This is a genomic window from Mesorhizobium australafricanum (assembly GCF_033977265.1).
GTDB classification, from domain to species: Bacteria; Pseudomonadota; Alphaproteobacteria; order Rhizobiales; family Rhizobiaceae; genus Mesorhizobium; species Mesorhizobium australafricanum.
Map to the genome: position 1 here is coordinate 50,683 of NZ_JAVIIT010000008.1, position 15,531 is coordinate 66,213.

A 15,531-nucleotide genomic window follows, 5' to 3' on the forward strand; every position below is an offset into this window, starting at 1 on the left:
TCTCAACTCGGCCCGTTCCACTCGATATCGCGCGTCGAAGCCGCCTGCAGGCTGATCCGCTCGTGCAACGCCACTCGCGCGATCTCCGCCAGCGCCGGCCATTGCGCCCTCACGGGCGCGGGATCGCCCGGCCAGTCGAGCAATTCCTGGCCCTCGCGCATCGCCTGGCGAAAGCGGGCGAGCCCGCCCGAACGCAACGCCGCTGGCAATCCATAAAGCCACATCGCAAGCCGCACCGTTTGCGGCGCTGTGACGTCGGACGCGACTTCCGGACCGTCGCCGAGCACGGCATCGGTAAACCGCGCCGGATCGCGGAAGAAATGCAGGCCGCTCACGGCACGCGGATTGCATTCGAGCGGCAGCACGCGGCCATCCGCCTCGCGCATCAGGTCGAAGGAGATCTGCCCGGTCCATGAGGTGCCGGCGACGATGTGCTCGACCAGCTCGCGCGCCGCATTGTCCTCGACCCGCTCGAAGAAAATGCCGGCGCCCTTGCCGGCGCGGTAAAGCGAGCGATAGAGCGCCAGCGCCTTGAGCCGGCCTTCGCGCGCCACCGCATAGGCGCTGATCTCCTCGCCCTGGACAAAACGCTGCGCCACCCAGGGCATGGCGGGCGAGGGCGCGATGGCATCGAGCGCTCGCGGCAGCGGGCGCAGCAGCACATGGCTGGCAAAGCGCGACCAGACCGGCTTGAACACGAGCGCGCGCGAGCGGTCGCGCACGGCTTCGATATCGTCGCGCGAACTGAGCAGCGTCGTTTCCGGCACCTTCAGCCCGAGCCGTTCGGCGAGCCGGATGAAACTGTGCTTGTTGTGAACCTGCGCCAACAACTCAATATCGGGTGCAAACAAAAGCGCCGGCATGGTCCTGCCGCGCCAGGCGAGCGCAAGGTGAAAGACTTCCTCGCAGGTCGGGATGACGAGGCCGACGCCTTCAGCCCGGATCAGCGCCGCCACGGCGTCGGCATAGGCATAGGCCTGCGGTTCGAGGCGCGGCGGCGGCAGTCGATAATAGTGCGCCGAGGCCTTGCTCGCTGCCGCGATCGGCCGCGCCGGCGTGTCGGCCAGGATCACCCTGTGCCCAGCGCCATGGAGAAGGCGCGCCAGTTGCAGCGCCACAGGGGCGCGTGCCCCGGTAATCAGGATGGATCCGTCAGCCCCCGGCATCGCTCATTCGCGGTCGTTCCCGTCGCGAAAAACCGTTGCGCGAAATCGGCGCCGTTGGCAACGCGGGCTGCTATCGATCCCTGCGCTATTTTTGGGCCGGCCGGATCATTTCCGGCGCGGCTTTGCCTTCTCGGTCGCCGGCTTGCTCGGCCAGTTCCAGCCGTCGCCCTCGCCATGCGCGGGCTGCGGCCGCGCCACATAGGCGAGCGCGCCGTTGGCCTCGAGATAGACGCGCGACAGCATTTCGGCGAGCACGCCCGACGTTATCGCCTGCAGCCCGGCAATCACCAGGAAGAAGCCGGTGATGAGCATCGGCCTGGTGCCGATGTCCTGTCCCAGGAACACTTTCACCGCAAACAGATAGGCCAGGATCAGCGAGCCGAGCACGCCGAGCACGATGCCGATGCCGCCGAAGAAATGGCCGGGCCGTGTGCGGTAGCGCAAGAAGAAGAACATGAAGACGAGGTCCAGCACCACGCGGAAGGTGCGCGAGATGCCGTATTTCGACTGGCCGTGGATGCGGGCGTGGTGCGTCACCACTTCCTGGGCGATGCGGCGCGGCGTCGTCACTGTCGCCAGCCACGCCGGGATGAAGCGGTGCATCTCGCCATAGAGCCGGACGGAGCGGATGACGCTGCCGCGGAACACCTTCAGGCTGCAGCCATAGTCCTTGAGCTGCACGCCGGTGACGCGCGCGATCAGCCTGTTGGCGATGCGCGAGGGCAGGCGGCGCATCCAGAACCCTTCCTTGCGGTTCTTGCGCCAGCCGGCGACGAGGTCGAGATCCTCGGTCAGCAGGCGATAGACCATGCGCGGAATGTCGAACGGATCGTTCTGCAGGTCGCCGTCGAGGGTCGCGATGACGTCGCCGCGCGCGGCGTCGAGGCCGGCCTGCATGGCGGCCGTCTGCTTGTAGTTGCGCACCAGCTCCACGCCATGCACATGCGGCCCGTATTGAGCCGCCAACCGGCGGATCTCGGCGGGCGTGGCGTCGGTGCTGCCGTCGTCCACCATCACCGCTTCCCAGGGCTGGCTATAGTTTTCCATCGCCTGATGGATGCGGACAAGCAGCGGCTCGACATTGTCGGCCTCGTTGTACATTGGAATCACGATGGAGAGCTTGTGCTCGGGCATGACGGCGCCCTCGGGCAATCCGGAAGCCGGAATGGGAAGCACGTTCATGGCGGTCATTTCCTTGCCGGTCCCGCCGTCGGGGTTTCCGGCAGCGTCGATTTCGAGGGGAACAGCCAGGCGATCGCACCGGTTGCGACCGCCGAGCAGAGAATGAAGAGATGCAGCGCCAGCGCCGCCTGCAGGCCGTCCTTCAAGGCGATGCCGGAATAGAGCAGTGCTGCGGCGGCACCCGCCTCATAGGTGCCGAAGCCGGCGACGCCCTGCACCGGCAGGATGGCGGCGGCTTCCGCGCCGACAGCGCCGGGAAAGGCGGTCTGGAACGAGGTGCCGAGCAGCATGGCGAGCAGCCAGCCCTGCACGCCGAGCTTCAGCGCCCAATTGGCGATCGTCCACCACCAGCCATAGCGCGAGCGTCCCGTCGCTTCGGTGAAGATGTCGCGCAATTTGCCGAATTTCGAGACGATCCTGCCGCGCCCTGTCCAGTCATGCGGCGCGCGCGCCCAGCGCGGCAGGTACCACGCGGCGGCGATCAGCGCCGCGATGCCGGCGCCCCTGAGCGCCGGATGCAGGCCCGGCCAGACGAGGCAGGCCAGCACGCCGACGACGAAAGCGTCCTGCAGCCTGAACCACAGGAGCGAAGCGCTGGCGCGCACGATCGATACGCCGAACACCTGGCGCAAAAGGATCGGGAAGGCCGTCTCGCCGCCACGGAACGGCACGATGTTGATCATGGCATTGTGGATCAGGATGACGCGAAGCGTGGCGCCGAAGCGGCCATTCACATCGTCGCGGAATTCGTCGCACACACGCAGCGCCCGCAGCACATAGGTGACGAACAGCGCCGCCGCCACCGCCGCGAACGCGCCGGGCGTGATGCTGGCAAAGGCATCGCCGACCATCTTCCAGCGCGAGTCGCTGGCAAGCCATGCCAGCAGCGCCAAAGTGACGATTATCGATATCGCTCGCTTCAATCAGGTCTCCAATGGGCCGCCCAGTCGGGACGGAAGCGCAATCCGAGGCCCACGCGGGAGCAACTCTCGGATGTCGGCCCGGCCGGCGCCGGTCCGATATCGGATACGCGCCGGCTTTTTCAACGCGCTGTTCCTATAGAGCAGCGGCCGCGGCGAATCCATAAGCTTGGTTGGAGCCTCCATCGGGACGGTCAAAAGCGGGCGGACGTCGCGCCCGCCCGCTTTGCCGGGATTGGCCTTACTGTCCTCCCATTTCCTTCTTGAACGTCTCGAAATCGACCTGCATGCCGTTGAAGATAGTGCTCCAGTGGCGCGTCAGCGCCGCCATGGCGACGGCCTCCTGGATCTCCTCGTCGGTGGCGCCGGCGCGCTTGGCGTCCCGGGTGTCGGACCAGATGCAGTAGTTGCAAGGGATCTGCGCCGCGACCGCCAGCGAGATCAGCGACTTGACCTTCGGCGGCAGCGCCGTCTTGTCGCTGAGCTCTATGGCCTTGACCTCGGCCCAGGCGCCGGGCAGACCGGCTTTCGGGAACTGTTTCACGAAGCTTGGCACGCCGCCCATCGTCGACTGTATGTCCTTGAGGGTGGCGTCATAGTCATCGGCCCGGGTCGGCGCGGAAGCCAGCACGGCGGCGAACGCGCCAGCCGCGGCGATGAGCGAGGCGGAACGCAGGCAGGAATGCACGGTTGAGACGATGCGAATGACTGACATGATGTTCTCCTCTGGTTTTTGTTAGCCTTACGATGTAAGGTGTGTGGAAAATGAACCTTACAGTGTAAGTTGTCAAGCACGGCCATGGATGCATCGAGCAAAAAAAAGCGGATCCGCGGAAAGCTCTCCCGCGAGATGATCGAGGACGCCGCCTTCGAGGTGATCGAGCGCGAAGGGCTTTCCGGCTTTTCGATGCGCAAGCTCGCCGCCAGGCTCGGCTGCGAGGCGATGAGCATCTACCACCACTTCCCCTCGCAGGCGCATCTCTACGAGACGCTGGTCGACCGGCAGATGAGTGGGCTGGTTATTCCTGACGACAGCTTGCCCTGGCGCGACAGGGTCCGCGCGGGCATGCAGGAGTTCCGCCGCGTCGCCACCGAGCACCCGGCCTTCGCGCCGTTCATCGTCGTCTACCGCATGAACTCGCCGCCCTGCCTTGCCAAGCTGAACGCCATCATCGGCCTGTTCGAGGATGGCGGCTTCGGGCCTGAGCTCAGCGCCCGGCTGTTCCGCGCCGCGGGCTACTATCTGATGGGCGCGATCCTCGACGAGACGGCCGGCTATGCCAAGGGGCCTTCGGCGGTCACCACCATCAGCAATGAGGAACTGGCGCGCGACTATCCGAGCGTCATGAAGGCTGGCGCCTATTTCGGCGCCGGTGGCTTCGACAAGACTTTCGAGCTTGGCCTGGAAATGTTTCTGGACGAGATGGAGCGGGTCCGCGAAGCTGCCCGAAACGAAACCGCCAAAAAATAGCGGCATCTCGCCCCGAAAACCTAAGGCCCTGAATGCGCTTCCTCTGTATCCTAGTTCTTATCGCTGGTGCCGCCATCGGCATCTTCTATCCCTGGGCGATGAGCAATTTTTCCGGCCATGCCATCGGCACGTATCGCGTCTATGAGGGCGGCCGCTTCCGGCCGGTCACCGCGCAGCTCGCCGCGGGCGACGCGCCGGTGAGAGTGCTGGTCGACCTTACCGCGCGGGCCGAACGCGTCGCCGGGCAGCAGCGCACGGTGTTGACGCTGACCGCCGCCGCGGGCGGCCGCACGGCGCTTGCTTCGACGCTTTCCTTCAACCACACCGACAATCCGCGCCAGGTCAGCCCGCAACTGCCCGACAAGATCTTTCGCGACGAGGCCGGCGTCATCGAGGCGGTCACACCCGGTCCTTACGTCTTCACCGTCGGCCCCGGAGATGCCGACGGCATCGACATGCGCGCAGTCGATCTCATCCTGCGCGCCGGCACCGCCTCGGTCGACGAACGCGCGCAGCCGGTCGGCTATGGGCTGATGGGCATCGGCCTCGCCGGACTGGTGCTGTCGCTGGTCGTCGGCCGGCGCGGCGGAGGCCATCCGCAGAATCCCAATTCGCAGCCGCCACCGCCGCGCTGGGGCCGCAACGGTTCGCCGCGAGCATGATGCCGAAGAGTGTGAAGCGGTTTTCGGTCGACATGATGCTCTTTAGAGTGAGGCGCGCATGAACTATCGCCACGCCTACCACGCCGGCAATTTCGCCGATGTCGTCAAGCATGCCGTGCTCGCGCGCCTCATCGAATATCTCAAGCAGAAGGACAGGGCCTTCCGCGTCGTCGACACCCATGCCGGCATCGGCCGCTATGACCTTGCTTCGCTCGAGGCCGGCAAGACCGGCGAGTGGCAGGGCGGCATCGGCCGGCTGATCGAGGCCGCGCTCGAGCCGCGGGCAGCGGCACTGCTTCAGCCCTATATGGAAGCGGTGCGCGCGCAAAATCCCGGCGGTGGCCTGAAGCATTATCCGGGCTCGCCGCTGATCGTTCGCCATCTCCTGCGCGGCCAGGACCGGCTGACGGCGATCGAGCTGCATCCCCAGGATGCCGCGCGGCTGAATTCGGTTTTCGCCGGCGATTTCCAGACGAGGGTGATCGAGCTCGACGGCTGGCTGGCGCCGGGCGCGCAATTGCCGCCGAAGGAAAAGCGCGGCCTTGTCCTCATGGATCCGCCTTTCGAGGAAGAGGGCGAGTTCTCCCGCCTCGTCGAGGCCCTGAGGAAGGCGCACCGGCGCTGGCCGGGCGGCATCTACGCGCTCTGGTACCCGATCAAGGACCGCAAGGCGGTCACCGCTTTCCGCGCGGCGCTGAAGGAAACCGGCATTCCGAAACTGCTCGACATTGCTTTCGAGATACGGCCTACCTCGGGCGAACCAAGCTTCGACGGCAGTGGGCTGGTGGTGGTCAATCCGCCCTACACGCTGGAAGGCGAATTGCAGCTGATGCTGCCGGCGCTACACAAAGTGCTCGCCGTCCGGCAGCCGTCGCGCTGGATGCTCGATTGGCTGGCTGGCGAGTAGGGCGCTCTAAGCCAGTACCGAGGGCGTCACCCCGGTCAGCCGCCGGCTCTCGCGGATCAGATGTGCCTGGTCGGCATAGCCGGCTTCGATCGCCAGCAGCGCGGTCGAAGCTTCGCCCTGCCGTCGCTGCAGGCGGCGGAACCGGTGGAAGCGCAGGATGCGGTCGAGCGTCTTCGGGCCATAGCCGAACGTGTCATCGAAGCGCCGGCGCAGCGTCCGCTCGCTCATATGCAGGTGACGCTGCAGGAACGGAACAAGCGGCGTTTCCGGCGGCAATCCCTCGTGGATGACGTCGAAGGCCCGGCCCATCTGCGGGTCGAGCGCATCGCGCCCCTGCGTGTGCATGCCGACGGTCTCCTCCAGTTGCCGCACCAGCTCGACAAGGTCCGGCGCCGCCTTGACGCGCTCGGTCAGCGCGCGGGCGCGGGTGCCCCAGACCTCGCCGAGGTCCAGCCGCCCGCCGACGATTTCGCCGGCCGGCACGCCGAGCCAGCCGGCGGCCGCGCCCGGCCGGAAGCGGAAGCCGATGATCACCGCACCGGCCGGCGGCGTCTCGATCTGCGGCTCCTTGTCCGGCCCTGCCACGCGGAAGCGGCCGTCGATCCACTGCAGATCGATCGTGGCGTCCGGTGTGATGACGATGGGTGGAACAGCGTGCTCGTCCATGCGGTGAACCCAGACCGCGGAGAAGGCATCGGCCAGGTCCGGAGGGGCGGGCCGCTCCCGAAAGAAGCCGGTTGTCTGCGCCAGGACCGGTTCCATCTCTTCTCCGATATGATCGGTACGACGGCCGTTTTGGCCGAAATCTTCAAGGCCGGCCACGTCATCCATGGCAAAACGGACGGAGCTTCACGGGTGCTTCGCGCACTCTCATCGGACCGCATCCGTTTGCGACTGTGGTCACAAATATAGAAAGGAGTGAGAGAAATGAAAGCTCGCATCACCGTACTGACGCTCGGCGTCGATGATCTGGAAGCGTCCCTCAAATTCTATCGCGACGGCCTCGGCCTGCCGACTGACGGCATCATCGGCCGCGAATTCGAGCATGGCGCCGTCGCGTTCTTCGATCTCGCCGGCGGCCTGAAATTCGCCATCTACGAGCGCGCCAACATAGCCTGGGATGCCAGCGTTCCTCAAACCGGCCGCAGCCCGACCGAGTTGACCATCGGCCACAATGTCGGCAGCGAGGCCGAGGTCAACGCGGTGATGGCTGAGGCCGTCAAGGCCGGCGCGCGCGTGGTCAAGCCGGCGCAAAAAACCTTCTGGGGCGGCTATGCCGGCTACTTCCAGGATCCCGACGATCATCTGTGGGAGGTCGTCTACAACCCGGCCTTCGTACCCGAGGACTGAACGGAGCGAAGTGTGTCGTCGAGAGGAGGCCGCCATGCCTGATCAAATGATCCAAGCGCTTGGCGCTCTCCTCATCGGCGGCGTGTTCGTCTTCGCCGGCATCGAGCATTTCGTGAAATTCGCGGCGATGCGCGACTATCTGGCCGCCCGGAAATTTCCGGCTCCGGCCTTGATGCTGGCAGCCGGTTCGGCGGTCGAGGTCGCCGCCGGTTTGCTGCTCGCTATTGGCATAGCCCGGCCAATCGCCGCCGGCGCGCTGGTCATCTTCACGCTGACGACGAACCTCGTGCTGCTGCGTTTCTGGGCCAGCGAGGAGCCGGAGCGCCAGGTGTTGCGCAATGCGTTCCTGATCAACATTGCCGTTATCGGCGGGCTGCTGCTTGCCGGCACTGTCTGATTAGCCGGTGTGGTCTGGAACGAAATTTTGCGGAAACCATTGTTTTCGCACCCGCTTGACCGCCGCCAAGCGAATCCGCACAGTGCGTGCAATCGACCTTGAGAGGCTGTCATGACTCGCTTCGCCCATTCCGCTCTTGCCGCGCTGATTTCACTGAGCACCCCGTTGGCCGCCCCGCTTGGCTTCAGCCAGGCTGCGCATGCCGCCGACCTGTCCATCTATACCGAGGACGACGGCAGCGTCTGCGGCGAAAGCTGGGTGCTGAGCAAGATCACCGACCGCTTCTCCTACCAGGTGCATCACGTGCCGCATCTGCCGGACGTCGCGATCACCGATTTCCGCAACATCCGCCAGCATCGCTATGAGCCGGCGAGCGACGAATGGCCGATCGGCCGCCACTATTGCCGCGCCACCGTCAACCTGTCGGACGGCCGCGACCGCTCGATCTTCTACCTGATCGAGGAAGGCCAGGGTTTTGCCTCGATCGGCGACAATGTCGAGTTCTGCGTCTCCGGCTTCGACCGCTGGATGGTCTATAACGGCCGCTGCCGCGTGCTTAGGTAAGGCGGAGAGGCGCTATCGCCGAAGCTGCCAATCTCCCCCGCAAGGGGGGAGATCAGATAATTGTGCTGGTCTCAACCGTTTCACCACCGGCCCGCGCGAGCAGCAGCGCGCGTTCCCGTTCATTGCCGGTGAGCGCGGCGGCGCGGCGGAATTCGGCGCGGGCTTCCTCCATCCGGCCGAGCTTCGCCAACAGGTCGCCGCGCACGATGGGCAACAGATGTGTATCCTTCAACTGCTCCCGCAGCGCGTCGGCGATGGCGAGGCCTTGCGCCGGTCCGAACGCCATGCCGGCAGCAACGGCCCGGTTGACCTCGACGATGGGCGAGGGCGCGGCCAGCGCAAGCGCCTGGTAATAGGCGGCGATGGCGATCCAGTCGGTGTCGGCCGCGCTCACAGCGCGGGCATGGCAGGCGGCGATCATCGCCTGCAACTGATAGGAACCGGGTGTCGGCGTCAGCGCCATCGCGCGTTTCAGCCCGTCGAGGCCGCGCTGGATCAGTGACCAGTCCCAGCGGCCGCGGTCCTGGTCGGGCAACAGGATCGGATTGCCCGTTCCGTCGGTGCGGGCGCCAAAGCGCGAGGCGCTGAGCTCCATCAGAGCCACAAGGCTGAGCGCCTCGGGCTCCTCGGGCACCAGCGCCGCGAGCAGGCGGCCGAGGCGCATCGCTTCGCCACTCAAATCCGCGCGCAGCCAGTCCGGTCCGGCCGAGGCGACATAACCTTCGTTGAAGATCAGGTAGATCACTTCCAGCACGGCGCCCAGGCGCTCGCGCCGCTCTGGCCCGCGCGGCGTCTCGAAGGCGATGCCGGCATCGCGCAGTGTCCTTTTGGCGCGCACGATCCGCTGGGCGACGGTGACCTCGGGCACCAGGAAGGCGCGCGCGATCTCCTGCGTCGACAGCCCACCGAGCATTCGCAGCGCAAGCGCCGTGCGCTGCTCGGCCGGCAGCACCGGATGGCAGGCGATGAAGACCAACCGCAGCAGATCGTCGTCGATATCCTCGTCGAGCGCCGCCTCGATGTCGGGCATCGCGCGCTCCAGCTCGGCGAGATCGACGGCGAGCTGCCGATGCTTGCCGTCGATCAGCACGGTGCGGCGCAGCCGGTCGAGCGCCCTGTTGGTGGCGACCCTGGTCAGCCAGGCGGCCGGGTTGTGCGGAATGCCGTCGTGGGGCCAGCGCTCCAGCGCCAGCACGAAGGCATCCTGCACCACCTCCTCGGCCAGCCCGACGTCGCGCAGGGTGCGGGTAAGCCTGGCGGCGAGCTTCGGCTGCTCGATCCGCCAGACCGCTTCGATCGCCGCCGTGACGGTCAACCCTTCAGCTCTCCGAACCCTTCGGCGGCCTTCTGGACGTCCTCGGGGAAATCGTTCATCTCGAAAACGCGCCGGACCTCGATAACGTCGTTTTCCCCGGCGGGGCAGCGCCGCGCCCATTCGATGGCCTCCTCGGGCGAGCGCACATCGATCACCCAATAGCCGCCGAGCACTTCCTTGACCTCGGCGAACGGGCCGTCGGTGACAGCCGGCTTGCCGCCCTTGAAGGAGACCCGTGCGCCCGAGGACGGCGGATGCAGCCCGTCAAGCGCGAGCAGGACGCCGGCCCGCTTCAGTTCTTCATTGTATTTCATCATCGTCGCCACGGCCTCGGCTTCGGGCCTGGCGTCGGGAGCCGCGGTCGCGTAGCCGCCGGGGATCATCAGCATCATGAAACGCATCTTGTATTCCTTCGGTTTGGTTGGTTGCGATCATACGACGAATGGGGATCGGCGGAATCGACAGGCGATGCGAAATTAATTGCGATACCGGCAGCCGGGCGAGGAGGCTTGGCGGCGCGCGGGCCGAAGTAAGCTTCCTCTGCCAGCGCTGCCTCAGGCTGCCTTGCTGCCCGATAGGTAGGCGCAGATCAGCTCGCCGAGTTGCTTCTGCAATTCAGGCGCGTCGAGCATGTCGCGGCGCGCTGCGTTGTGGATCACGCCCTCGATCGCCGAGGAGAGCACGCGCGCCATCGTCTCGGTATCCTTGCGGCGCTTGCGATACTGCGCGACGGCCGCCGCATAATGTTCGAGATAGCGCGCCTGGAACGAAGCATGCGCGGCGCGCGAGCCGCGGTCGCCGGGCGCTTCGTCGAGGAGCACCTGGTGCAGCGTCGGATGAATGCTGTGCGCGCCGATCATGCCGCGCACCAGCTCGCGCGCGAACTGCCTGAGCGGCTTCTCGTCTGCTGCCGCTTCGCTGATCACCGACAGCACCTGATCGAAGTGACGGCGCCGGATTGCCTCGACCAGAGCGAGCTTGTCGGGGAAGTATTGATAGAGTGAGCCGATGCTGACGCCCGCGGCCTCGGCAACCTTGTTGGTGGAGAAGCCGGCCCAGCCGAGCTCGCTCAGAACGTGAGCACCGGCTTCGATGATCGCCTCGACGGTAGCGATCGAACGCGCCTGGCGCGGCTGCTTGCGCATGCGCGCGGCCGGCTTTGCAATGCGAGTAGACATCCTGGCCCGTCTCCCGAGAATATAAACAGGATACTCACATTCATTTCATCAACGCAAATGGAGCCGGAAGATGAGTGCCAAGACCCTGCTGAAGAGCTTGTTTGCCTATCAGGCCTGGGCGAACAATGAGCTTGTCGAAAAGCTTGCCGGAATGGGTCCGTCTCCCGACGCCGGGGACCGCCACGCCGCGATCCGTCTGATGAACCACCTCCATGTCGTGTCGCGGATTTTCGCCGCGCATCTCAAGGGCGTTGCCCATGGCTATGCGAGCGACAACACCGAGGAAACTCCGGAGCCCGCCGGGTTGCGCGCCGCGTTGGCCGAGGCCGACGGCTGGTATCTCGATTATCTCGAAACCGTTTCGGAGCAAGAGCTTGCCGAGCCGGTCGCCTTCACATTCACCGACGGCGACAAGGGCTGCATGACGAGGCAGGAGATGCTGACCCATGTCGTCCTGCACGGCAGCTACCATCGCGGCGAGATCGGCCGCATGCTGACGCGGATCGCGGTCTCGCCGCCTTGGGACACCTACGCCGTTTATCTGCATCGGGCCGAGCCGATGCGTCGCCTGCAGGGCGAACGCGAACCCGCGGAGGCTTGAGGGCGGTATCTGAATATGAGCTAAAAGCTCACTTACCAGCGCGCAAGCTTTGATCGCGGCGCGCAGCCGATTGATCTGTAGATGTTTGTGCTGGACAAGATGAGACAGGCGCTCGGCGGGTTCTCCTCTATTGTGAGCACTATGCTCACATTCATTTGTAAGGTTATGCTAGGGATGGGTGGATGATCGGGTCATAGAAGCCGCACGGAAACCTGCATGGCGTGCCGTCACTTCGAAAGTGAAAGATTCGCTCACAATTTTCGATGAGATGCATCTTCTCGCGTTTCGCGTAACCAAAATTCAATAACTGAAAATCATTGTGTTGCTTCGCTGGCTAGACAGTCGCGAGTCAGATATGCATAGGCACGCCGGGTCACTCACGACCATCGGCAAAACGCAAGGGGCATCGCATGGCAAAGACGACAACCAAGGCGCCGGCGGCGAAAGCGCCGGCAAAGAAGCCGGCAGCTAAGGCTGCCGCGAAACCTGCAGCAGTGAAGAAGGCAGCGGCGCCGAAGGCAGCTGCCAAGGCTCCGGCCAAGGCAGCAGCGAAGCCGGCGGCGAAGGCTGCGGCCAAGCCGGCCGCAAAGGCCGCGGCGAAGCCTGTCGCCAAGGCAGCGGCAAAGCCCGCGGCCAAGGCAGCAGCCAAGCCTGCCGCCAAGAAGCCGGCAGCGAAGGCCGCGGCCAAGCCCGCCGCCAAGGCTCCGATGAAGGCAGCCGCCGCCAAGGCACCGGCAGCTGTCAAGAAAGCTGCTCCGGCAAAGAAGCCGGCCGGCAAGAAGTAATCGCGTAGCTTCGCTTGGCTGGCCCAACAGGTGAGGGCGGGTGCCACCCAGGCACCCCTCTCGCCAATTCGGTGTGACAGCGAGCGGAGACGGAGCGGACGCTCCTCCTAAAGCTCTCGGAAATTTTGCTGCCAGGCAAAACTTCCGGGAGCTTTTTTGTTGCGGCAGCCGCGCCGGCAAAATGCATTGGCCAATCGGGATTGGCTTTGCTGGGCCGTTGCTCCGGAGATCTGTTCGGTCGACAGTGCGGCAAACAACTGGGAAACCGATCATGCCGAAACTGCTCTACGCCTCCACGTCCCCCTACAGTTCGAAGGTCCGCATGGCGGCCATCTATGCCGGCATCGCCGTCGACCTCGTGCCGGTCAAGACGGAGGACAAGCCCGCCGAGCTGATCTCGGCCAATCCGCTCGGCAAGATCCCGGTGCTGGTGCTGGAGGACGGCCGCGCGATCCATGACAGCCGCGCCATCACCCAGCATCTCAACCGGCTGTCGAAGAACGCGCTGTTCCCGCGCAATCCCGACAAGCGGCTCGAGGCGGAAGTTCTCGAGGCTCTGGCCGACGGCATTTGCGACTGCGCGCTGTCGATGGTCTATGAGCGGCGTACGCGGCCCGAGACTTTTGTCTATCAGCCCTGGCTCGATCGCCAGTGGGTAAAGATCGCCGCCGCGCTCGACCTGCTCAACGCCAACCCGCCGAAGCTGCCGAAGAAGATCACCGCTGGCCAGCTGGCGCTGCGCGCCACCCTCGGCTACCTCGCGCTGCGCTTTTCCGGCCAGTGGGAGAAGGGCCGCGGTCGGCTCCTGCGCTGGGCCGCGCGGTTTGATGAGAAGTTTCCGGAACTGAAAGGCAGCGTGCCGGGGTAAATACAGCCAATCTCCCCCGCAAGGGGGGAGATCAGCAGCTTCGCCGCTGCGCTTCCCCATAGCGCCGCCTCCACTTGAACCTCCTCCCATTTCCATGCTTGCCTGATACCATCCAAATCGAGGAGGTGGTGAGCATGGCAAAGCCCTCGACCGGCGTCGCGCCCGACCCGATGGTCGAGCGCCTGCGCGCCGCCCTCGGCAAGCGTGCCTTCACCGAGCAGAAGATGTTCGGCGGCACCTGCTTCATGATCAACGGCAATATGCTGATCGGCACCTCCAAGCGCGGGCTGCTGGTGCGTGTCGGCAAGGATGCGCATGCGGCGGCCGCCGCCCGTCCCCATGCGAGCCCGATGGAAATGGGCGGACGCTCGATGGAAGGCTATGTCCACGTCGCGCCGGAAGGCACGGCGAGCGAAGCCGACCTCGGCGCCTGGCTCGCTCGCGCGCTGGCCTTCGTCGAGACGCTGCCGCCGAAGGTCAAGTCCGCCAAGGTCGCAAAGCGGCCAGCCTGAAGAGATCGCGCGGCCTATTCTGCGCCGCATGACGGGCCGCGCCCGGCGGCTGGCGGAGGACAAAATGGCATCTCTGGCGGGACGTTGCATGTGCGGCGCGGTCACCTGGACATATTCCGGGGAAGTCACGCGCAACCTTGTCTGTCACTGCGCCGATTGCCAGCGCGCCACGTCCTCCCCGTTCACCGCCTTCCTGGGGCTGCGACCGGGGCAACTGAGCTGGACCGGCGACATCAGGCACTATGAAAGCAGCCCGAACACGTTTCGCGGGTTCTGCCCATCCTGCGGCACGAGGCTCTATTTTCGCTCCGACAAATGGCCCCACGAGATCCATGTCCATGCCGCGACGCTGACCGACCCGGGCGACTACCGGCCGGACGCACAGGTCGTCATGCGCTCGCGCGCGAGATGGCTCGACCAGCTGCCGTCGATCCCCGTCCATGACGGCTTCCAGCAAAAGCCAGCCGTTCCGGCCGAGAGTCTCTGACGGCTGTCCGCCACGGACAGTAGCGAGGCGGCGGGCATGAGGCGCATCGGCTCGCGGGTGAAGCGCAGGCACAAAAAAAGCCGGGCGCGAGGCCCGGCTTTTCTGTGTCGTGGCTTGGACGACTTAGAACTTCATACCGACGCCGAAGGTGACGCGGTTGTCCTTCGACTTGACGCTTCCGACATTGTCGAAGTTCTTGCTGCCGTAGTCGGTGTAACGGTACTCGACACGGCCGAACACGTTGTCCGTGATCTTGATGTCGCTGCCGACGCCGGCCGTCCAGCCAAACATCGCCTTGCTGTCGCTGGAGATGCCGTCATCGATCTTCTGGTTTTTGCCAGCGAGACCGCCGGTGCCGTAGAGCAGGATTTCCGGAGTCACGGCATAGCCGAGGCGAGCGCGCAGCGAGCCATCGAGGCCGCCCTTGGCCTTGATGCCAGCGCTGTCGCCCTTGACGCCGTTGTAGCCGAGATCGGCTTCAGCGCCGTACACGAAGTTCTCCTGCTGCCACTGGTAGCCGCCGAAAACGCCGCCGACGAAGCCCTTGGTCTTGATATTGGGGCCGCCGTCGCGGAGATTGGCATGACCGCTGAAGCCGTAGCCGGCGCTCAGACCGACATAGGGGCCGGCCCAGGAAGCAACCGGAAGCTCGGCAACCGGGGCGGGAGCCGGGGGCTCTTCGGAAACGACGTCCGCGGCAAAAGCGGTACCGGCGAAGGCGAACAGCCCGAGCGCAGCGGCGAGCGGCGCGAATTTGAGATTGGTCTTCATTATTATAACTCCTTAAGCCACAAGACACTTAGGCTTGTTTGTTCATGAAACGCCCCGGCCCGTCCGGGGGGATAAACGGGTCTGGCGTTCAACGGTTCCAAATGTCGTGCTGAAATGCGGCTGAAGCGAACCTGAACTTGGGTCATTCCCTGGCGCGAATGAGGCCGAACCTTGACGTTGCATCTTCGCAACAGCGAAATGTCAGCAGGCTAATTATGTTGCGCTGCACACCGCTTGGTTCAAGGGGTCCAGCGACATATATTGCCGTATGCGACGCCCCGAATCCGGTGGGGTGGACGCGCGTCCGGGCCGCTTCGCCACATTCCTGCCCCAGGTGGAAATGGCATTTAACGCTTTGGTCCGTCATATTGTGCCGGCTCCCGGAATCGTGAAGC

The 15,531-nt window shown here is 65.2% G+C and carries 20 protein-coding genes; 11 read left to right on the forward strand and 9 right to left on the reverse strand.

Features of this window, described 5'->3' with window-relative positions; all coding sequences use genetic code 11:
- Positions 1–2 precede the first annotated feature (2 nt).
- From RFM98_RS16870 to RFM98_RS16885, 4 genes are all read right to left on the reverse strand, one after another.
- Positions 3–1,166, reverse strand: a complete 1,164-nt coding sequence (locus RFM98_RS16870; protein WP_320309929.1) for an ATP-grasp domain-containing protein — start codon at positions 1,164–1,166, stop codon at positions 3–5.
- A 105-nt stretch (positions 1,167–1,271) separates the two neighbouring features.
- The gene (locus tag RFM98_RS16875; protein ID WP_320309930.1) at positions 1,272–2,348 is read right to left on the reverse strand and encodes a glycosyltransferase family 2 protein; all 1,077 of its coding nucleotides are present in this window, start codon (positions 2,346–2,348) and stop codon (positions 1,272–1,274) included.
- Positions 2,349–2,353: 5 nt separating this feature from the next.
- On the reverse strand, positions 2,354–3,271 hold the full coding sequence (locus tag RFM98_RS16880) for a lysylphosphatidylglycerol synthase domain-containing protein (protein WP_320309931.1): 918 nt from the start codon (positions 3,269–3,271) through the stop codon (positions 2,354–2,356).
- A gap of 238 nt (positions 3,272–3,509) precedes the next feature.
- On the reverse strand, positions 3,510–3,983 hold the full coding sequence (locus tag RFM98_RS16885; RefSeq protein WP_320309932.1) for a carboxymuconolactone decarboxylase family protein: 474 nt from the start codon (positions 3,981–3,983) through the stop codon (positions 3,510–3,512).
- Positions 3,984–4,118: 135 nt separating this feature from the next.
- Here RFM98_RS16885 and RFM98_RS16890 point away from each other — a divergent pair, with 135 nt between their 5' ends.
- From RFM98_RS16890 to RFM98_RS16900, 3 genes are read left to right on the forward strand one after another with little or no spacing between them, the layout of a single operon-like run.
- The gene (locus RFM98_RS16890; RefSeq protein ID WP_320213824.1) at positions 4,119–4,739 is read left to right on the forward strand and encodes a TetR/AcrR family transcriptional regulator; all 621 of its coding nucleotides are present in this window, start codon (positions 4,119–4,121) and stop codon (positions 4,737–4,739) included.
- Between the two features lie 32 nt (positions 4,740–4,771).
- Positions 4,772–5,401, forward strand: coding sequence for a hypothetical protein (locus tag RFM98_RS16895; protein WP_320309933.1), 630 nt, complete (start codon positions 4,772–4,774; stop codon positions 5,399–5,401).
- Between the two features lie 58 nt (positions 5,402–5,459).
- Entirely contained in the window at positions 5,460–6,308 is an 849-nt protein-coding gene (locus tag RFM98_RS16900; RefSeq protein WP_320309934.1) for a 23S rRNA (adenine(2030)-N(6))-methyltransferase RlmJ, read from the forward strand.
- 6 nt (positions 6,309–6,314) lie between these two features.
- Here the strand turns inward: RFM98_RS16900 and RFM98_RS16905 are convergent, their stop codons facing one another.
- On the reverse strand, positions 6,315–7,070 hold the full coding sequence (locus RFM98_RS16905; protein WP_320309935.1) for a helix-turn-helix domain-containing protein: 756 nt from the start codon (positions 7,068–7,070) through the stop codon (positions 6,315–6,317).
- Between the two features lie 165 nt (positions 7,071–7,235).
- Between RFM98_RS16905 and RFM98_RS16910 the strand changes: the two genes are divergently transcribed.
- The 3 genes from RFM98_RS16910 (at position 7,236) to RFM98_RS16920 (ending at position 8,619) form a co-directional block, all read left to right on the forward strand.
- Complete coding sequence (locus RFM98_RS16910; RefSeq protein WP_320309936.1) at positions 7,236–7,658, forward strand: VOC family protein; 423 nt, start codon at positions 7,236–7,238, stop codon at positions 7,656–7,658.
- A 34-nt stretch (positions 7,659–7,692) separates the two neighbouring features.
- On the forward strand, positions 7,693–8,055 hold the full coding sequence (locus RFM98_RS16915) for a DoxX family protein (RefSeq protein ID WP_320309937.1): 363 nt from the start codon (positions 7,693–7,695) through the stop codon (positions 8,053–8,055).
- 111 nt (positions 8,056–8,166) lie between these two features.
- Positions 8,167–8,619 carry a hypothetical protein gene (locus RFM98_RS16920; protein WP_320309938.1) on the forward strand — a complete coding sequence of 151 codons (453 nt, stop codon included), beginning with the start codon at positions 8,167–8,169 and terminating at the stop codon, positions 8,617–8,619.
- Positions 8,620–8,671: 52 nt separating this feature from the next.
- On the opposite strand, the gene RFM98_RS16925 is transcribed toward RFM98_RS16920, so the two are convergent.
- The 3 genes from RFM98_RS16925 to RFM98_RS16935 all read right to left on the reverse strand — a co-directional run bounded on the left by RFM98_RS16925 (position 8,672) and on the right by RFM98_RS16935 (position 11,079).
- A complete protein-coding gene (locus RFM98_RS16925; protein WP_320309939.1) occupies positions 8,672–9,934 on the reverse strand; it encodes an RNA polymerase sigma factor in 1,263 nt (420 codons plus the stop codon).
- The gene (locus RFM98_RS16930) at positions 9,931–10,335 is read right to left on the reverse strand and encodes a YciI family protein (protein WP_320309940.1); all 405 of its coding nucleotides are present in this window, start codon (positions 10,333–10,335) and stop codon (positions 9,931–9,933) included. Before RFM98_RS16930 ends, RFM98_RS16925 begins: the two co-directional genes overlap by 4 nt.
- A gap of 153 nt (positions 10,336–10,488) precedes the next feature.
- A complete protein-coding gene (locus tag RFM98_RS16935; RefSeq protein ID WP_320310184.1) occupies positions 10,489–11,079 on the reverse strand; it encodes a TetR/AcrR family transcriptional regulator in 591 nt (196 codons plus the stop codon).
- 103 nt (positions 11,080–11,182) lie between these two features.
- Between RFM98_RS16935 and RFM98_RS16940 the strand changes: the two genes are divergently transcribed.
- From RFM98_RS16940 to RFM98_RS16960, 5 genes are all read left to right on the forward strand, one after another.
- A complete protein-coding gene (locus tag RFM98_RS16940) occupies positions 11,183–11,713 on the forward strand; it encodes a DinB family protein (RefSeq protein WP_320309941.1) in 531 nt (176 codons plus the stop codon).
- 410 nt (positions 11,714–12,123) lie between these two features.
- Positions 12,124–12,498, forward strand: coding sequence for a hypothetical protein (locus RFM98_RS16945; protein ID WP_320309942.1), 375 nt, complete (start codon positions 12,124–12,126; stop codon positions 12,496–12,498).
- A 271-nt stretch (positions 12,499–12,769) separates the two neighbouring features.
- Complete coding sequence (locus RFM98_RS16950; RefSeq protein WP_320309943.1) at positions 12,770–13,366, forward strand: glutathione S-transferase; 597 nt, start codon at positions 12,770–12,772, stop codon at positions 13,364–13,366.
- Positions 13,367–13,500: 134 nt separating this feature from the next.
- On the forward strand, positions 13,501–13,878 hold the full coding sequence (locus RFM98_RS16955; protein WP_320309944.1) for a TfoX/Sxy family protein: 378 nt from the start codon (positions 13,501–13,503) through the stop codon (positions 13,876–13,878).
- A 64-nt stretch (positions 13,879–13,942) separates the two neighbouring features.
- Positions 13,943–14,365 carry a GFA family protein gene (locus tag RFM98_RS16960; protein ID WP_320309945.1) on the forward strand — a complete coding sequence of 141 codons (423 nt, stop codon included), beginning with the start codon at positions 13,943–13,945 and terminating at the stop codon, positions 14,363–14,365.
- A 123-nt stretch (positions 14,366–14,488) separates the two neighbouring features.
- Here RFM98_RS16960 and RFM98_RS16965 read toward each other — a convergent pair whose 3' ends face one another.
- Complete coding sequence (locus RFM98_RS16965; RefSeq protein WP_320309946.1) at positions 14,489–15,136, reverse strand: outer membrane protein; 648 nt, start codon at positions 15,134–15,136, stop codon at positions 14,489–14,491.
- Positions 15,137–15,531: the final 395 nt, after the last annotated feature.

Bases quoted from the DNA above. Each gene is read 5' to 3' on its own strand.
- RFM98_RS16935 (WP_320310184.1), bottom strand. From the start codon at position 11,079: ATGCGCAAGCAGCCGCGCCAGGCGCGTTCGATCGCTACCGTCGAGGCG.
- RFM98_RS16915 (WP_320309937.1), top strand. From the start codon at position 7,693: ATGCCTGATCAAATGATCCAAGCGCTTGGCGCTCTCCTCATCGGCGGC.
- RFM98_RS16885 (WP_320309932.1), bottom strand. From the start codon at position 3,983: ATGTCAGTCATTCGCATCGTCTCAACCGTGCATTCCTGCCTGCGTTCC.
- RFM98_RS16905 (WP_320309935.1), bottom strand. From the start codon at position 7,070: ATGGAACCGGTCCTGGCGCAGACAACCGGCTTCTTTCGGGAGCGGCCC.
- RFM98_RS16960 (WP_320309945.1), top strand. From the start codon at position 13,943: ATGGCATCTCTGGCGGGACGTTGCATGTGCGGCGCGGTCACCTGGACA.
- RFM98_RS16910 (WP_320309936.1), top strand. From the start codon at position 7,236: ATGAAAGCTCGCATCACCGTACTGACGCTCGGCGTCGATGATCTGGAA.
- RFM98_RS16875 (WP_320309930.1), bottom strand. From the start codon at position 2,348: ATGAACGTGCTTCCCATTCCGGCTTCCGGATTGCCCGAGGGCGCCGTC.
- RFM98_RS16950 (WP_320309943.1), top strand. From the start codon at position 12,770: ATGCCGAAACTGCTCTACGCCTCCACGTCCCCCTACAGTTCGAAGGTC.
- RFM98_RS16945 (WP_320309942.1), top strand. From the start codon at position 12,124: ATGGCAAAGACGACAACCAAGGCGCCGGCGGCGAAAGCGCCGGCAAAG.
- RFM98_RS16920 (WP_320309938.1), top strand. From the start codon at position 8,167: ATGACTCGCTTCGCCCATTCCGCTCTTGCCGCGCTGATTTCACTGAGC.
- RFM98_RS16965 (WP_320309946.1), bottom strand. From the start codon at position 15,136: ATGAAGACCAATCTCAAATTCGCGCCGCTCGCCGCTGCGCTCGGGCTG.
- RFM98_RS16900 (WP_320309934.1), top strand. From the start codon at position 5,460: ATGAACTATCGCCACGCCTACCACGCCGGCAATTTCGCCGATGTCGTC.
- RFM98_RS16870 (WP_320309929.1), bottom strand. From the start codon at position 1,166: ATGCCGGGGGCTGACGGATCCATCCTGATTACCGGGGCACGCGCCCCT.
- RFM98_RS16930 (WP_320309940.1), bottom strand. From the start codon at position 10,335: ATGCGTTTCATGATGCTGATGATCCCCGGCGGCTACGCGACCGCGGCT.
- RFM98_RS16895 (WP_320309933.1), top strand. From the start codon at position 4,772: ATGCGCTTCCTCTGTATCCTAGTTCTTATCGCTGGTGCCGCCATCGGC.
- RFM98_RS16890 (WP_320213824.1), top strand. From the start codon at position 4,119: ATGATCGAGGACGCCGCCTTCGAGGTGATCGAGCGCGAAGGGCTTTCC.
- RFM98_RS16955 (WP_320309944.1), top strand. From the start codon at position 13,501: ATGGCAAAGCCCTCGACCGGCGTCGCGCCCGACCCGATGGTCGAGCGC.
- RFM98_RS16940 (WP_320309941.1), top strand. From the start codon at position 11,183: ATGAGTGCCAAGACCCTGCTGAAGAGCTTGTTTGCCTATCAGGCCTGG.